Raw genomic sequence first — 16499 nt, forward strand, 5'->3', positions numbered from 1 at the left:
ATTTTTAAAGAAGCTTGGTCCATTTATGAAAAAGCAAAAAATGTATCTTGCAGCCTTCAAACAAAAACCAAATGAACTGGGAGCAATTACTTTCATTACGTAGACAGGGAGATAACAATAAACGCTTGCGCAATGAGCAGGATGAGACCCGTTTGGGTTTTGACGTGGATTATGACAGGATAATATTTTCTTCGGCTTTTAGAAGTTTACAGGATAAAACACAAGTAATACCATTGTCCAAAACAGATTTTGTGCACACAAGACTTACCCATAGCCTGGAGGTCTCTGTAGTTGGTCGTAGTCTAGGAAGGCTTGCAGGGAAGAAGATAATAGAGAAACATCCTTATTTACAGGAAGTACACGGATATAAGTTCAATGATATAGGCGCCATTGTTGCAGCTGCGGCCCTGGCACACGATATTGGAAATCCTCCTTTTGGCCATAGTGGGGAAAAAGCAATCGGTGAATACTTTAAAACCGGTAATGGTGTTCGGTTTAAACAACAGTTATCTGACGTGGAATATCAAGATATTATTGATTTTGAAGGAAATGCGAACGGATTTAGATTGTTGACCCAAAATAGGGCAGGTGTTACTGGTGGATTACGTCTTAGTAACGCTACTCTTGGGGCGTTTATGAAATATCCAAAAGAATCCCTTCCCAAAAAACCTTCCGATCATATATGCGATAAAAAATTTGGATTTTTCCAAAGTGAAAAACTGATTTTTAACGATGTTGCGGAAGATCTTGGATTACCATTTAGGGGTTCTACTAATACCATATCCTATGGGAGGCATCCATTGACATTCTTGGTAGAAGCGGCAGATGATATCTGTTATACCATAATTGATTTTGAAGATGGTATAAACCTTGGACTTATCTCAGAAGATTATGCACTTGAATATTTAATAAAACTTGTGAAGGATACCATTAATACCAAAAAATACAATTCTTTGGAATTTATGGAAGATAGGTTAAGTTATTTGCGTGCATTGGCCATTAATACCTTGATCCAAGATGCGGTTGCTATTTTTATAGCGAACGAAGACAGTATTCTAAATGGTACTTTTGACTGTTCGTTGATGGATAAAAGTAAGTATAAGGCCCAAATTGAAGATATCATCAATTTAAGCATACAGAATATTTACCAAGCTCAAGAAGTGGTAGAAAAGGAAATTGCGGGGTATACCATTATATCTGATATTCTTGAGGTTTATATTGCAGCGTTAATCGGTAAAAAAGAACGGAACGTGTCTAATTACCATAAATTAATTTTACGGACCTTACCTGGGCCATATAGGCAAACTGAGGGCTCTATCTATGAAATTTTATTGAACACCTGTAGTTATGTGGCAAGTCTTTCCGATAGTGCTGCCGTACATATTCATACCAAGATCAAAGGAAAGCAGCTTTAAAAGCCATAAAGTATACCTACGCCCAATACTTGTTTAAACTGTATTTTAGGAGTGCCGGGGTCTACAATTGTGCCATTGTCGTTTTTTACCACATCAAATAGGATATCGTCATCATAGATTAATTGGGTGCCCAGACTTGTGCTTATGTATTTGTTGACCTTCATGTGTAGGTTTAGCTCCCAATCTACATCAATATTACCAAAGCTTTTGATGTAGTCCGTATACAGGTTTACCCTACTTTTTAATTCAATGTTATCTGCTAGGGTATAATTGAAGTTGTTGGTTATAAGTATACCAATTTCCAGCAAATGGTTTTCACCTGGGGTTATTACATTACCATCCGCGTCTAAAACGGCTTCCTGTACACCAAACGACCCATTGTCCGCCAAATCCTGGTCTAAAACAAAAGTAGATTTTTGGGTTAGGGGAGATAGATAAAGATTAAACTTTTCGTCTTTTGTTATAAATGAGGTACCCGCCCCAAACAGTAGATAACCTGGTGCCATAAACCTTGAAATTGGGGTATCCCTATCGGGATATTTATAACCGTTGGAAAACTGGGTATTAAAATTGAGCTGTACCGAGTAAAACCATCTACTGGTATTATCCTTCTTAAAGCCTAAATTTGAACTTAATCGTATTACATCCTCGGTCTTTCTTAGCTTACGTCCTTCTTGTGCATTTAATCCATAGCGAAGCTCTAGGTTGTTTTCCCATTGAAAATTATTGAATTTGTACTTTCTTGCAAATTTTAAGAACCCTAATCCACTTACGGCATTATCTCCACCTGCGTTCCAATTGACAAAAGCAACTTCACTAATATTGATACCAAAACTATTTTCGGTTTCCCAGAAAGAGGGCACCCTAAATCGTTGAAAGCCTTTTTGTAAGGTTTTGGTTTTCTTAAAATCTATGTTTGGTATTTGCAGGTTAACGTCCTTCTTGGGTGAATAGATCTTATCCAATGTCCGGCGGATGACAATGGTATCTACCGCCGTACTATCTAAATACACACTATCTACAATAATTGGTGCCGGTATGGTATCCTGGGCCTGGGTTGCCAATGCAACCAAAAAAAACAACGGGAATAAATTTTGAAGAAATATTGAAATTATCCTTTTCATAGAAACTGTTGTACATATTTTTTTACGGACATCTTATCTATCCCTGCCTCTTTATACAATTCTAGGGTAGGCCCATGGGGTATAAAGACATCTGGGATACCAAATATCTTAATAATTTTATTCATTTCAATATTATTTGCAAAATCTAGCACCGCACTGCCAAAACCGCCAATGGCCGCCCCATCTTCCAATGTAATGATATGATCAAAATTTTGAAAAATATCTTTTAGCAACTTCTTGTCCAAGGGTTTAATAAATGGAAAATTATAATGCGCAATCTTGGATCCGGAATCTATTTCGTTTAGGAGTTCGATTACGTTGTTTCCTATAGGGCCGGTGCTCAGAATGGCTATATGGTTTCCTTTTCTTAATTGTTGACCCTTGCCTAAGGCCACTTTTTTCATTGGTTGTTGCCAATTTACTATAGAGCCCCTTCCTCTAGGATATCTAATAGCAATAGGCCCATGTAAACCAAGTTGCGCCGTGTACATGATATTACGCAGTTCAATTTCGTTCAAGGGCGAACATACTATTAAATTAGGAATACACCTTAAATAGGCTATATCATATACACCATGATGGGTAGGCCCATCCTCACCTACCAGACCTGCCCGATCCAAGCAAAAAATAACCGGAAGGTTTTGTAACGCCACATCATGGATTACTTGATCATAGGCACGTTGTAAAAATGTGGAATATATATTACAAAAAGGAATTAATCCATCTGCAGCCATGCCGGCCGCAATGGTTACTGCATGTTGCTCGGCTATTCCAACGTCATATGCGCGTTCAGGCAATGCATCCATCATAAATTTCATAGAACTCCCTGTGGGCATAGCAGGTGTTAATCCTACTATTTTATCATTTTTAAGTGCTAGTTCTACCAATGTCCTGCCAAACACATCCTGAAATTTAGGAGGTTGTGCGTTCGTGCTACTTTTTTCAAGTTCGCCGGTCTGTTTGTTAAATTTGCCCGGGGCGTGGTAAACAACCTGGTTTTCTTCTGCCTTCTTCAGCCCTTTTCCTTTTGTGGTAATGACATGCAATAACTTGGGGCCTTCAATTTTTTTTAATCGCTCCAGTTCGCTGATCAATAGGGGTAGGTTATGGCCGTCTACCGGACCGGAATAATGAAAGTTTAAGCATTCGAATATATTTTCTTCCTTTGCCGTTCCGGTCTTAACATTGGTAAGGTATTTTTTTAACGCTCCCACACTTGGGTCTATACCCATGGCATTATCATTTAAAACCACCAAAATATTTGCATTGGTCACCCCCGCATGGTTCAACCCTTCAAAGGCCATGCCGCTGGCAATGGATGCATCTCCGATTACCGCAATATGCTGGCGTGTAAAATTGCCCTGTAGCCTTGCGGCCAATGCCATGCCCAAAAGTGCGGAAATTGAGGTAGAGCTATGCCCCGTACCAAAAGCATCATACTCACTTTCCTCCATTTTGGGAAATCCGCTAATGCCTCCAAATTGTCTATTGGTATCAAAAATAGCTTTTCTTCCCGTGAGAATCTTATGGCCATAGGCCTGGTGACCCACATCCCAAATTAATTTGTCCGTAGGGGTATTAAATGTGTAATGCAAGGCAATGGTAAGTTCCACAACACCAAGACTGGCACCTAAATGTCCTTCTTTGGCAGATACTATATCTATAATGAATTGCCGTAGTTCAAACGCCAAATGAGTCAATTCCTCAAAATTTAAGGTTCTGAGATCTTTAGGGGAGTCTATATGTTCTAGAATAGCTTTCACTTTGTGGTCCTAATGAACCTACAAAAATACTTTAATAAAAATGAAACTGTTGTATTTTTGCTGGTATGGTTTTACCGTTAGATGATTGTTACTTTATGAAAAAAGCGTTGCAAGAGGCAACTTATGCTTTTGATGCCGGGGAAATACCCGTAGGAGCCGTCATCGTTATACAAGATAGAATCATTGCAAGATCCCATAACCTTACCGAAAAATTGAACGATGTAACAGCACATGCGGAAATGCAGGCAATTACTTCTGCGGCAAATTTCCTAGGAGGCAAATATTTAAAGGACTGTACATTGTACGTTACATTGGAACCTTGTCAGATGTGCGCGGGTGCCTTGTATTGGAGTCAGATAGGAAGGATTGTATATGCTGCCAAAGATCTTCAACGGGGTTGTGGGGCCATGGGAACGACCCTGCACCCTAAAACGAGCATTGAGGGCGGTATAATGGAACAAGAGGCGGCGTTGTTATTACAGCGGTTCTTTGCCGGAAAAAGAAAGTAACATTTTGCCATAAAAAAAACCATGTAAAACATGGTTTGTTCATTTTTTAAGTATAAAAGAATATGTTTATTGTACTTGAACTTGGCCTGCGACAATACCTTTTCTTCCTTCTTCTTCCTCATAACTGACTTTATCTCCTTCCTTAAGTTCAGTTCCGTTCAATGCTGTAGCATGAACAAAAATATCTTTGCCGGTTTCATCATTGGTTATGAAGCCATATCCTTTAGAAACATTATAAAATTTTACAGTACCAGTCATACGAATGCAATTTTGAAATTTACACTCTAATTTAAGTGTTTTTTAAATTGAATAGCAAAAAATAAGAAAATTATTTTTTTGGAGAGTCTTGATTATCAGTGTTTCTAGGTTTTTTTCCTTGCATTTTACGCACATTTTCATCGGTCAGCATATAATCCTTAAATTTTTTGCCTTTACTTTCTTTAATTAAAAATAAGGGCATGGCAATCAAAAAAAGCACTAGTGTTCCGGACCCAATATATTTGTTCGCCAAATCTGCATGTTCAGGCTCAAGGTTAAAGCCATAAATTATAAGGCCTATGGATAGGAGTACAACGGCGGTTATAATATATTTCATCATTAATGGTATAATTTTCTATTTATCATTTCTTACTTGGTAAACTTAATAAGTTCCCTTCTGTAGGCTGTCAATAATTTAGATTTGGATACAAAACCCATATATATTCCGTTATTGACTACAGGAAGGTTCCATGCACCGGTATCCTGAAATTTCTGCATTACCGTTTGCATACTATCCTTACCATAATTTATTTGGTCCGGAGCTTTATGAGTAAATGTTTCAACCTTGATGGTAGTATACAGTTTAGTGTCAAACATAAACTCCCGTATATCATCCAACAAAATAATACCAAGGAATTTGTGATTGGCATCTATTACCGGAAAAATATTCCTTGTAGATTTTGCAACGGAATCGTGCAACATTTGGCCCAAGGTCATTTCTGGATATACATGTTTAAAATTGGTTTCTATTACCGTATCCAGATCCATTAGCGTAAGGACCGCCTGATCTTTATTATGTGTCAATAATTCCCCGCTTTCTGCCAATTCCCTTGTATATATTGTATAATCTACTGCGTTTTTAGTAATAATATAAGAGATGGCCGCAGTAATCATTAAAGGCACAAATAGGGCATAGCCACCTGTAATTTCGGCAATTAGGAAAATTGCGGTCAGTGGAGCATGTTGTACCCCGGCAATTAATCCTGCCATACCTATCAAGGTAAAATTACTTTCGGAAACGGTAAATCCCAAACCTGAATTGTTGATCAGTTTAGCTACTACATTTCCTAAAGCGCTACCCATGACCATGGTGGGAATGAAAATACCACCGGCCCCACCGGCCGCTAGTGTAGTGGTCATGGCTACGGCTTTAAAAATGGTAATGCCAAAAAGCAAGGCTATTACGACCCAAATATTATCTATATAATTGTCAAAAGGCGTTTTACCCAAAGCCTGTATATGATCACCAATTAGTAAGTTGTTTATAAAAACAAAACCTTCACCATATAAAGGCGGTATCATATAAAGCATTACACCAATGGTTAGACCACCTACCAAAAGCCGGTATTTTGGACTTTTTAAGGGTTTAAACAAATTAATGATTCCAAAGTACATTTTGGTAAAGTATATAGAAGCTACGGCAGTACCAACTCCTAATAGAATGTAGAACAGGGTATCCTTTACTTCAAAAGGTTCTGTGATCGTAAAATTGAACAATACCTCATTTCCCATAAAAAAATAGGAGGTAAGCACACCACTTATAGATGCCAATAATAGTGGTAGCATGGATATCATGGTAAGATCAAGACTAAATACTTCTACTGCAAAGATGATGGCCGCAATGGGCGATTGAAAAATAGATGAAATGGCACCTGCAGATGCACAGGCAATTAGTAAGGACCTTGTCTTAGAGTTGATATGAAACAATCGCCCAAGATTGGAGCTTATAGCGGCACCGGTTGCCACGGCTGGCCCCAACAAACCCACCGAACCACCAAAACCAACGGTAAGAGGGGCTATTATAAGTTGGGTGTAGACCTGCTTTACATCTATAAGTCCTTTGTTTTTGGACAAAGAAAAAAGAATGGAGGATACGGCGTGATTCAATTTTTCCTTGTGCACATATTTAACATATAGATATACCAATGTGAGTCCAATAATAGGTAATATGAAATACAATTGGTTACTGGAAAAAATGATTCCTTTTTCAAGGGATGCTTCAATAAAATAGGTGATGTTTTTTAGGGTAACCGATGCTAAACCTGCTAACAGGCCAACTACAACACTTAGAATATATATAAATGTTTTCTGTGAGATATGTTTATACCTCCATTTATATATACGTTTTAAAAGTTTGTTTTTTTGGATGGGCATTCTTAAACCAAATCGATTATGGTCTCCAAAGGTATTTAATTAGTTGCTATGATTTTGTTTTTGATTTCTTCTAAATCTGATTGGTAGGTTAGGTATAGGTAGTGCTTTACCCTCTGGAATCAAATAATATGCTTCTAAAACAAAAAAACCTGCTCAGAGGCAGGTTTTTCATAAATAGTTAATGAAAATAGATTATTCTTGAATATCTAACTTCAAATTCAATTCTTTCAGTTGTTCGTTGTCAATTGCTGCAGGCGCATCGATCATGACATCCCTGCCACTATTGTTTTTAGGGAAAGCAATGAAGTCACGTATGGTTTCTTGTCCGCCTAAAATAGCTACAAGTCTATCTAGACCAAATGCCAATCCGCCATGTGGTGGGGCACCATATTGGAAGGCATCCATTAAAAACCCAAATTGAGCCTTTGCTTCTTCAGGTGTAAAACCTAAGTGCTTAAACATGGTTGCTTGTGTTTCTTTATCATGAATACGAATAGAACCGCCGCCTATTTCGTTACCGTTCAATACCAAATCATATGCGTTGGCACGTACAGCACCTGGATCAGTATCCAATAATTCTAATTGACCTGGTTTAGGTGATGTAAACGGGTGGTGCATGGCGTGGTAGTGACCTGTTTCTTCATCAAGTTCCAATAATGGAAAATCAACTACCCATAATGGCGCAAACTCATTTGGCTTTCTCAACCCTAATCTGGTAGCCATTTCCATACGTAGGGCACTTAACTGTGTTCTTGTTTTATTGGCGTCACCAGAAAGAACGCAAATAAGGTCACCTGGTTTAGCACCGGTTATCTCTGCCCATTTTACCAAATCGTCCTGATCGTATAATTTATCAACGGTAGATTTAAAACTGCCGTCTTCGTTAAATTTTACGTACACCATTCCATTGGCACCAACTTGTGGGCGTTTCACCCAATTTACCAAGGCATCTAATTCTTTTCTAGTGTAAGATGCTGCACCTGGTACTGCAATACCCACAACTAATTCAGCGGAATTGAACACGCCGAATTCTTTATGTTGTGCTACAGCGTTTAATTCGCCGAACTCCATTCCAAAACGAATATCTGGCTTATCATTACCATATTTAGACATGGCTTCATCATAGGTCATTCTTGGGAACGACTCAATTTCAACACCATTCACTTCTTTTAAAAGGTATTTGGTCAAATTCTCGAATACATTGAGAATATCCTCCTGTTCTACAAAAGCCATTTCACAATCTATCTGTGTAAATTCTGGCTGTCTATCGGCACGCAGGTCCTCGTCCCTAAAGCATTTTACGATCTGAAAATATTTATCCATGCCACCAACCATCAATAATTGTTTAAAGGTTTGTGGCGATTGTGGCAAGGCATAAAATTGACCTTCGTTCATACGGCTAGGTACTACAAAATCCCTTGCTCCTTCTGGGGTAGATTTTATTAAATACGGAGTTTCCACTTCTATAAAGCCTTCACCAGATAAAAATTTACGAACTTCCATGGTTACCTTACTTCTAAAAATAAGGTTGTTCTTCACCGGATTTCTGCGGATATCCAAATACCTGTATTTCATACGAAGGTCTTCGCCACCATCGGTTTCGTTTTCTATAGTGAACGGCGGAGTCTTAGATTCGTTTAAAATGGTCAATTCAGAAACCAAAACCTCAATATCTCCTGTTGGAATGTTAGCGTTTTTTGAAGCTCTTTCTATAACCTCACCCTTTATTTGTATGACAAACTCTCTGCCTAAATTTCTTGCCTGCTCTAATAATTCTTTTGAGGTACGGTCTTCATCGAGCACAAGTTGCGTTATACCGTAACGGTCACGTAAATCTATCCATACAACAAAACCTTTGTCCCTTGTTTTGGAAACCCAACCAGATAGGGTAACTGTTGTACCAATGTGTGAATTTCTTAACTCCCCGCAAGAATGGCTTCTATACATAATATGTGCTTTAATGAATGGGCAAATTTAAGAAGTCTATTTCATTATAGATCATTATTTGCAAACGGGTTTTCATAATTGAAAGCCACGGACAATGTGTTAAAATAAAATACATTAACTATTGATAAACAGTATGTTATATTTTCAATGTTAATTTAATGTTATGTAAAAGTTACCTAAACATTGATTAATTGCAAAATAATTGTATCTTTATACCGTTATCATACAAGAAATCAGTAATCAAAAAAAATATATAATTATGAAAAAGATACTAATTATTGCCGTAATGGCATTGTCGTTTGGAGCATACGCTCAAATTGATCCAGTTTTTGAAAAAGAAGGAGATAAAGTGAAAGCAACATATTTTCATGCTAATGGAGAGAAATCCCAAGAAGGTTATTTTGTAAATGAAAAGCTAGATGGGCAATGGAAAATGTTCAATGAAAAGGGAGAGAAGATAGCCATGGGTAACTATGATAGCGGTGTTAGAACCGGTAAGTGGTTGTTTTGGGAAGGTGATGTAAGAAGTGAAGTTAATTTTGATAACAATAGAATTGCAAGTGTTTCTAAAGCTAGCAAAAAAGATCCTGTGGTAATTAATTAATTTTAATTCAGGATAAAAAAAAAGGCCCGTATCATTGATACGGGCCTTTTTTGTTAAATGGAAGTTTGGTTAAACAGCGTTACCTAAATTTTCTTGACGTTCTTGCTTAGTTCCTAAACCTCTCAATTTTATCTTGATCCTGTAAACGATATTAAACAAAACAGGAACTATAATAAGTGTTAAGAACGTGGCTACGAGCAATCCAAAAATTACCGTCCATGCCAAAGGTCCCCAAAATATAACATTGTCCCCACCAATGTAAATATGCGGATTAAACTCAGAGAATAATGCGAAGAAATCAATGTTAAGGCCAATTGCCAGTGGAATTAATCCTAAAACGGTTGTTATTGCCGTTAAGATAACCGGTCTTAACCTTGCCTTACCACCTACGATCATGGCATCGGTGGCATCATCCATGGACAATAGGTCACTATCATCCATTCCTAATCGTACTTTTTTACGGTCTACCAATATTTGGGTATAGTCTAACAATACCACCCCATTGTTTACCACAATACCGGCAAGTGAAATAATTCCCATCATGGTCATCATGATCACAAATGACCATCCTGTCAACATTAATCCGCCAAATACACCAATAAAACTTAGAAAAATGGCAATCATAATGATCAAAGGTTTGGAAATACCACCAAATTGGAATATCAATATCAACATAATCAATCCTAGACCAGAGAAAAAAGCACCTACTAAGAAGGCTTGTTGTTTCGCTTGTTCTTCTAGTTGACCGGTGTAATCTATTTTAACGGTTGGCGGAGTACCATCAAAACTTTCCATTTCCCGCTGTATTTCCGTAACAATTGCACCGGCATCTGTAAAGCCTGGTTTCAATCCAGAATATATAGTTACAACTCTTTTACCATCCCTGTGTTTTATAGCACTAAAGCCCGATGTATTTTTTTCAGATGCTACCGCAGAAATTGGAATTTCCTTGATTTGCCCGTTTGCAGGATCTCTAAAAATGATATTTTGATTGAAAAGAGCACTTTTATTATACCGCAAATCTTCATTAAACCTAACGTTTATATCATAATCCTCACCATCTTCCTTATAAACACCGGCCTTTTCACCAAATATGGATCGCCTTAACTGACTACCTACCTGACCTACTGCAACGCCCAACTCACCTGCTTTTTCACGATCAACGATAACCTGCATGGAGGGTTTTCCCTTATTGACATCAATCTTTAGTTCTTCAATACCCGCAATATTTTTGGTATTGATGTAATTCTTAATGTCTTCCGCTGTATTGATCAATTCATCATAATCCTTACCCTCTAACTCAATATTGATCGGAAAACCTGCTGGCGGACCATTGGCATCTTTCTCTACGGATATGGCGACCCCGGGGTATATACCCTGTAATGCATTTTGAACACGAGCTCTTATATCTTCAGTGTTCAGGCCCTCCCTATATTTGTATTCACTAAAGTTAACCGTAACTTTTCCTTTATGGGGCATTTCCGCCGAAGAACCACCATCGGTTAACGGGTTACCGGCACCTTCACCAACGACCGATACCGCAGAGGCCATCATGAAATTCTCCCCGTTCTTCTTGTATTTAGGGTCATCCATTATGGCATAGACTTGATTTTCCACTTCTTTGGTGATTTCATTGGTCTTTTCTATGGATGTACCTTCTGGATATTCTACATAGACATAAATTTCATTGGGTTTGTTATCCGGAAAGAATTCAATTTTGGTCCGCCCGCTTCCTACGGACATACTAAACAACATGAAAACGGCAATTAATGCAATAAAGGTAAGTCCAAAATACCAATACACGTTACCACCACGTAAGGCATGCATTAAGCGGCGTTCGTACCAGTTTTCAAAACGTGCCATCGTCTTTTTCTGAAAATTCTGAGCACTACCTTTAATAACATATTTATAGGCCCAGAACATAATACCGGTCAAAATCAAAACGCTTCCCAAGCCTCGCATGGCCCCACCAAATAGTAAGATGAGGGTACCTAGCACACCTAGTATAACACTTATCCGAATAAGTTGTTTTAAAGTTAGTTCCTTTTCATCTGTACTCATAAACTGCGAAACGAGCATGGAGTTCATGAAAATGGCAACAAACAAGGATGAACCTAGTACTACGGAAAGCGTAATGGGGAAATAAATCATAAATTGACCAAATATCCCTGGCCATAAGCCCAATGGAACAAACGCTGCTACAGTAGTAGCGGTAGAAATTATAATAGGAAAGGCAATTTCGCCAATTCCTTTTTTTGCGGCCTCTACACGTGACATTCCTTCGTCCATTAAACGATACACGTTCTCGACAACCACAATACCATTATCTACCAACATTCCAAGCCCCATGATCATTCCAAATAGAATCATTGTATTTAACGTATATCCTAACCAAGAAAGAATTACGAATGACATGAACATGGACATAGGAATAGCAAAACCTACGAACAATGCATTTCTAAACCCTAAAAAGAACATTAACACGGTAACTACCAGAATTATCCCAAATATGATATTGTTTACAAGATCATCTACTTGGTTTAATGTTCGTGTAGACGAATCATTGGCAATAGAGATGTTCAAGTCTGGCGGGAAATAATTCTCTTTTTCCTTTTTTACCAATTCCTTGATCTTGTCCGCTGCAGAAATAGCATTTCTACCGGCCCGCTTCTTTACATCGAGCATGACGACATCACTGCCGTATTCACGAGCATAGGTAGTCTTGTCCTTGGCCTTGAAATTTACTTGTGCAATGTCCTTTAGATAAACAGCACCATTTTCAGATTTTACCACAAAATTATCCAGCTCCTTGGGGTCTTCTATTTCCCCTAATATTCTTATGGTACGGCGTTGTCCTGATGTTTTTAAATTTCCTGCGGACAAGGTCATATTACCATTGCTAATGGCATTGATGACATCCTGAAAACTTATTTTGGCCGCCATCATTTTATAGATGTCAACGGCTACCTCTACCTCTAGGTCCTGGGCACCTCTAATATCCGCTTGTTTTATTTCTGGAAGATCTTCTATTTCATCCTGCAGATACTCGGCAAACTCCTTTAGTTTTTCAACTGGATAATCCCCGGTAAAATTGATGTTCATAATAGGGACTTCTTCAGAAAAGTTAAGGTCAAATACATTTGGCTCTACTTTTGCCCCATTGAACGTAGGCCAATCCTCACTGGCCTTTTCACTATCTACTTCATCCTTAACTTTCTGTTTGGCCTGTTCTACCGTAATTTCTTCATCAAACTCTACGGTTAAAATTGCATAATCCTCTTGTGAGGTTGAGACAATCTCTACGACATTACTGATGTTTTTTAACCGGTCTTCCAACGGGTCTGTTATCAATTTTTCAATATCCTCTGCGGTATTCCCGGGGTATGGTGTACTTATGTAAATTTTAGTTTCTACAATTTCCGGAAAATCTTCCCTAGGCATATCCATATAGGCACTAAACCCTAACCAAAGAAATATACCGATCATTACATAAATGACCGATGGGTTATCAATGGCCCAAGACGATAGGCTGAATTCCTTATCAGCGTTTTTTTGTACTTTGCTCATTGACCTTATTTTTGAATTTTAACTTTTTGTCCGTCCTTTACGCTTCTTGCACCTTCCTTTACAATTTCGTCACCATTGTCCAAACCTGACAGAACCTCAATATTTGCACCTTGGGTTTTTCCTGTTTCAATGATTGTTCTTTTTACGATAGATTCCCCATTCTCATTAGGCTCTTCCGCTACAAAAACATATTGCTCACCTTCTGCATTTTCAGAGATTATACTGGTTGGTATTAGAATTGCACTTTCACTGGTATAATCGTTTAAACTAACCTTTGCCGTTAAATTTGGCTTTATTTTACCTTCCTTATTGGCCACTGGAATCTCTGCCTTGAACGATCGGTTTGCAGGATTGATAAAATTACCTGTCTCCCTAATCTTTGCAATGACACTGTCGCCCAATACGGGAAAATATACCAACGCTTCCTTTCCTTTGGAAACCGCACCTAAATACGTTTCTGGTACCTCAACTTCAATATACATATCCGATAAATTAACGAGACGGAATACTTCAGATCCAGGGCCCGGTGAAACTACCGTTCCTTGGTCCTTGATCACATTATCAATAATTCCTGAAAAAGGTGCCCTTATACTTGACTTGCCCAATTGACTTTGTGTTTGTGAAACCATATTTTCAGCAGCTTCATAATTGGTCTTGGCCTGTAAATACTGTATTTCTGACCCTATATTTTGTTCCCATAAACGCTCTTGACGTTCAAAAGTAGTTTTTGCCAATTCTGCTTGTGCCTTTAATTGGTTCAGTTGATTGGACATGCCCCCATCATCTATGGTAGCCAATAGCTGCCCTTTAGATACACGGTCCCCTTCTTGTACATATACTTTTTGTAACGTTCCGGACATTTCAGGATAGATAAGTACATTCTGCTTGGTACTTACATCCCCTTGTAATTCCAAATAATGGTTAAATACCTCGTTCTTGGCCGTTAATGTGTTTACCAAAGGTAATTTTTCTTCATTGCCCAATATGCCGATAACGGAATCCAAAGTCTTGATTTGAGATTCAATTAATTTTTGTTGTGATGTAATTTCGGTTTTTTTTGCGCGTATGGCCTCAAGGTCTCCTTGGGCTATGATTTCATCTACCGTTTGGTCTCCACCACCACAGGAAACTAGACCAACCGATGTTAGGAACAATGCTATAATTTTTTTCATGATATCTATTTATTGATTGATTATTAGGCTTTTTTATTTAGTATAATTTCTAATTCGGTCTTTTTGTTGACCACTTCTACCATGGACTGTAAATATTCTTGCTGCGTAGTATATAATTGTGTTTGCGCTTGTCTAAGTTCAAAGCTGGTAGCAAGTCCCTCTTTATATTTTATCTGGTTTTTTTGTTCTATACGTTCAGATAGTTCTAAATTCTGCTTGGCCGTTTCATAGTTGGAAATGGCCAGCGTATAACTATTTTTGGCATTTTCCAATTGTAAGCGGATCTGTTGTTCTGCCTCGGTCAACTGGGTCTTTGCTTTTTCCAAGGCTATTTTTGCTCTTTGGGTAGATGCACTACGTTTAAACGAACTGAAAATAGGAATGCTTAGGTCAAAGCCCAATATAGAAGAATCAAACCATTGCTGATCGTTGCTTAAAAAATCAAAATTATCAGAATATGCAGATGAACCATAATTTACAAATGCGTTCAACGTAGGCAACGCCCTGCTTCTGGCCAATTTCCATTCATAATAGCGTTGCTGGTTTACATTTTCCGCTAATTTATAGTCTACATTATCATTGATATTAAAATCTGAGCCCACAATGCCCAAATCTATTTTAGAAATGGTAAGGTCCTCTAGGTTTTCCTTAAGTTTTGTTGGTATATCCAAATCTAAGCCCATGCTCAAATTCAACATCTGTAGGGTAATTTCCTTAAGCCGTAAAGCGTTTTGCAGTTGGTTTTCAATAGACGAAAGGGTAATCTGAAGTTGATCTACACTTTCTTCATCCCCAAGGCCATTTTCATATAGTTTGGAAGTCTCGTATAGGTTTTTTTCAAGCGTAGCTTTGTTCTTTTCCAAAATATCCACACTTTCCTCTGCCAAAAGCACATTTCCATAAGCCTCTACTACTTGCTTCCTAACATCCAGAGCGGTCTTCTCCTTATTATTGGCACTATAGCTCAAAAACGCTTTCGTAGCCTGTACGCCAACAATATAAGAACCATCAAAAATTTGTTGGGTCAATGTTGCGGTAGCGGTGGCGGATTGGGGCTGTGAAAATATAACCGGAATAAACGTACCTGCCTCACCCCCCGCCAATTCTGCAGGCAACAGGGAAACAGGTTGCTTTAATTGGTTTTGATAACTTACGGCGCCGTTAATTTGAGGTAAACCGCTTGCGATAGTTTCCCATTTTTGTTTCTGGGCATCTATAATATCCCTTTCCGCATTAATTGCCGCGTAATTGTTCTCCAGGGCAAACTGCACAGCTTCCTCTAGTGTATAACTATATGTTTGTTCCTGTGCATATCCAAAATTTAAGTAGAGGACTGCAATAATAATCATTAGTTGGTTTCGCATTTATTCTTGATTTGAATTGATGATTTTGTTTAATATTTTTTTACCCTTAGGTGTTACAATACCACGTAAATGATACTCTAAAAATGAATCCATTAATTGCCCAATAGGAAATTGTTGTAAGGGGAACAGATTTTGATCTTTAATACTGTTCATACCAGAATAATATATCCTAGAAACAAACTCTGCATTTAAATTTGGCCTATAAAGCTCTTGTTCCAACCCTCTTTCCACATTGGATAGAACGCAAGCCTGCATTTTGTCAAATTGCATGAGCCTTAAATTCTTATAAATTTTAGGGTAATATTTCATTAGTTGAAACTGTGGCGATGCCTTTTCATCATTTAAATGAGCCATAACAAACTTCTTAATCTCATATAGTTCTTCAATGGCATTTTTGTCCATGGCAATGATGATGTCTATTCCAGCACTTAATTCATTGAATTTGTTAAGCATGCAATCCTGCACCAATTCTGTCTTATTGGTATACTCATTATAAATGGTCTTTTTGGACATGCCAATTTCATTGGCAATGTCATCCATTGTAATGCTCTTAAAACCACGTTCTAAGAAAAGTTGTGTTGCAGTATCTCTAATTTTATCTTTCATAAGGGCTGCAAATGTA

The 16499-nt window shown here is 38.0% G+C and carries 13 protein-coding genes; 3 read left to right on the forward strand and 10 right to left on the reverse strand.

What is annotated here, in order from left to right:
• Window positions 1-71 precede the first annotated feature (71 nt).
• Window positions 72-1415: a dGTP triphosphohydrolase gene (gene dgt / locus Q2T41_RS10650; RefSeq protein ID WP_304437430.1), complete on the forward strand. Its 1344-nt coding sequence runs from the start codon at window positions 72-74 to the stop codon at window positions 1413-1415.
• Here the strand turns inward: dgt and Q2T41_RS10655 are convergent.
• Both Q2T41_RS10655 and Q2T41_RS10660 read right to left on the reverse strand, forming a co-directional pair.
• Window positions 1412-2539 carry a DUF3078 domain-containing protein gene (locus Q2T41_RS10655; protein WP_304436069.1) on the reverse strand — a complete coding sequence of 376 codons (1128 nt, stop codon included), beginning with the start codon at window positions 2537-2539 and terminating at the stop codon, window positions 1412-1414. The genes dgt and Q2T41_RS10655 overlap by 4 nt on opposite strands.
• Window positions 2536-4302, reverse strand: coding sequence for a 1-deoxy-D-xylulose-5-phosphate synthase (locus tag Q2T41_RS10660; RefSeq protein ID WP_304436070.1), 1767 nt, complete (start codon window positions 4300-4302; stop codon window positions 2536-2538). The genes Q2T41_RS10655 and Q2T41_RS10660 overlap by 4 nt, the downstream gene beginning before the upstream one ends.
• Window positions 4303-4367: 65 nt before the next feature.
• Here Q2T41_RS10660 and Q2T41_RS10665 point away from each other — a divergent pair, with 65 nt between their 5' ends.
• Complete coding sequence (locus Q2T41_RS10665; RefSeq protein WP_304436071.1) at window positions 4368-4811, forward strand: nucleoside deaminase; 444 nt, start codon at window positions 4368-4370, stop codon at window positions 4809-4811.
• A gap of 66 nt (window positions 4812-4877) precedes the next feature.
• Here the strand turns inward: Q2T41_RS10665 and Q2T41_RS10670 are convergent, their stop codons facing one another.
• From Q2T41_RS10670 to aspS, 4 genes are all read right to left on the reverse strand, one after another.
• Window positions 4878-5069, reverse strand: coding sequence for a cold-shock protein (locus tag Q2T41_RS10670; protein ID WP_089258693.1), 192 nt, complete (start codon window positions 5067-5069; stop codon window positions 4878-4880).
• Between the two features lie 70 nt (window positions 5070-5139).
• Complete coding sequence (locus Q2T41_RS10675) at window positions 5140-5409, reverse strand: hypothetical protein (protein ID WP_367186858.1); 270 nt, start codon at window positions 5407-5409, stop codon at window positions 5140-5142.
• Between the two features lie 29 nt (window positions 5410-5438).
• On the reverse strand, window positions 5439-7223 hold the full coding sequence (locus Q2T41_RS10680) for a chloride channel protein (RefSeq protein WP_304436072.1): 1785 nt from the start codon (window positions 7221-7223) through the stop codon (window positions 5439-5441).
• 192 nt (window positions 7224-7415) lie between these two features.
• Window positions 7416-9170 carry an aspartate--tRNA ligase gene (gene aspS, locus Q2T41_RS10685; RefSeq protein WP_304436073.1) on the reverse strand — a complete coding sequence of 585 codons (1755 nt, stop codon included), beginning with the start codon at window positions 9168-9170 and terminating at the stop codon, window positions 7416-7418.
• 259 nt (window positions 9171-9429) lie between these two features.
• Here aspS and Q2T41_RS10690 point away from each other — a divergent pair, with 259 nt between their 5' ends.
• The gene (locus tag Q2T41_RS10690; protein WP_304436074.1) at window positions 9430-9774 is read left to right on the forward strand and encodes a toxin-antitoxin system YwqK family antitoxin; all 345 of its coding nucleotides are present in this window, start codon (window positions 9430-9432) and stop codon (window positions 9772-9774) included.
• Between the two features lie 69 nt (window positions 9775-9843).
• Here the strand turns inward: Q2T41_RS10690 and Q2T41_RS10695 are convergent, their stop codons facing one another.
• The 4 genes from Q2T41_RS10695 to Q2T41_RS10710 are packed head-to-tail and all read right to left on the reverse strand — an operon-like array spanning window position 9844 to window position 16483.
• Window positions 9844-13341, reverse strand: coding sequence for an efflux RND transporter permease subunit (locus Q2T41_RS10695; protein WP_304436075.1), 3498 nt, complete (start codon window positions 13339-13341; stop codon window positions 9844-9846).
• 5 nt (window positions 13342-13346) lie between these two features.
• Entirely contained in the window at window positions 13347-14513 is a 1167-nt protein-coding gene (locus tag Q2T41_RS10700) for an efflux RND transporter periplasmic adaptor subunit (RefSeq protein ID WP_304436076.1), read from the reverse strand.
• A gap of 23 nt (window positions 14514-14536) precedes the next feature.
• A complete protein-coding gene (locus Q2T41_RS10705) occupies window positions 14537-15877 on the reverse strand; it encodes a TolC family protein (protein WP_304436077.1) in 1341 nt (446 codons plus the stop codon).
• Window positions 15878-16483, reverse strand: coding sequence for a TetR/AcrR family transcriptional regulator (locus Q2T41_RS10710; RefSeq protein ID WP_304436078.1), 606 nt, complete (start codon window positions 16481-16483; stop codon window positions 15878-15880).
• Window positions 16484-16499 lie beyond the last annotated feature (16 nt).

Source organism: Maribacter confluentis (assembly GCF_030505015.1).
Taxonomy (GTDB): domain Bacteria; phylum Bacteroidota; class Bacteroidia; order Flavobacteriales; family Flavobacteriaceae; genus Maribacter; species Maribacter sedimenticola.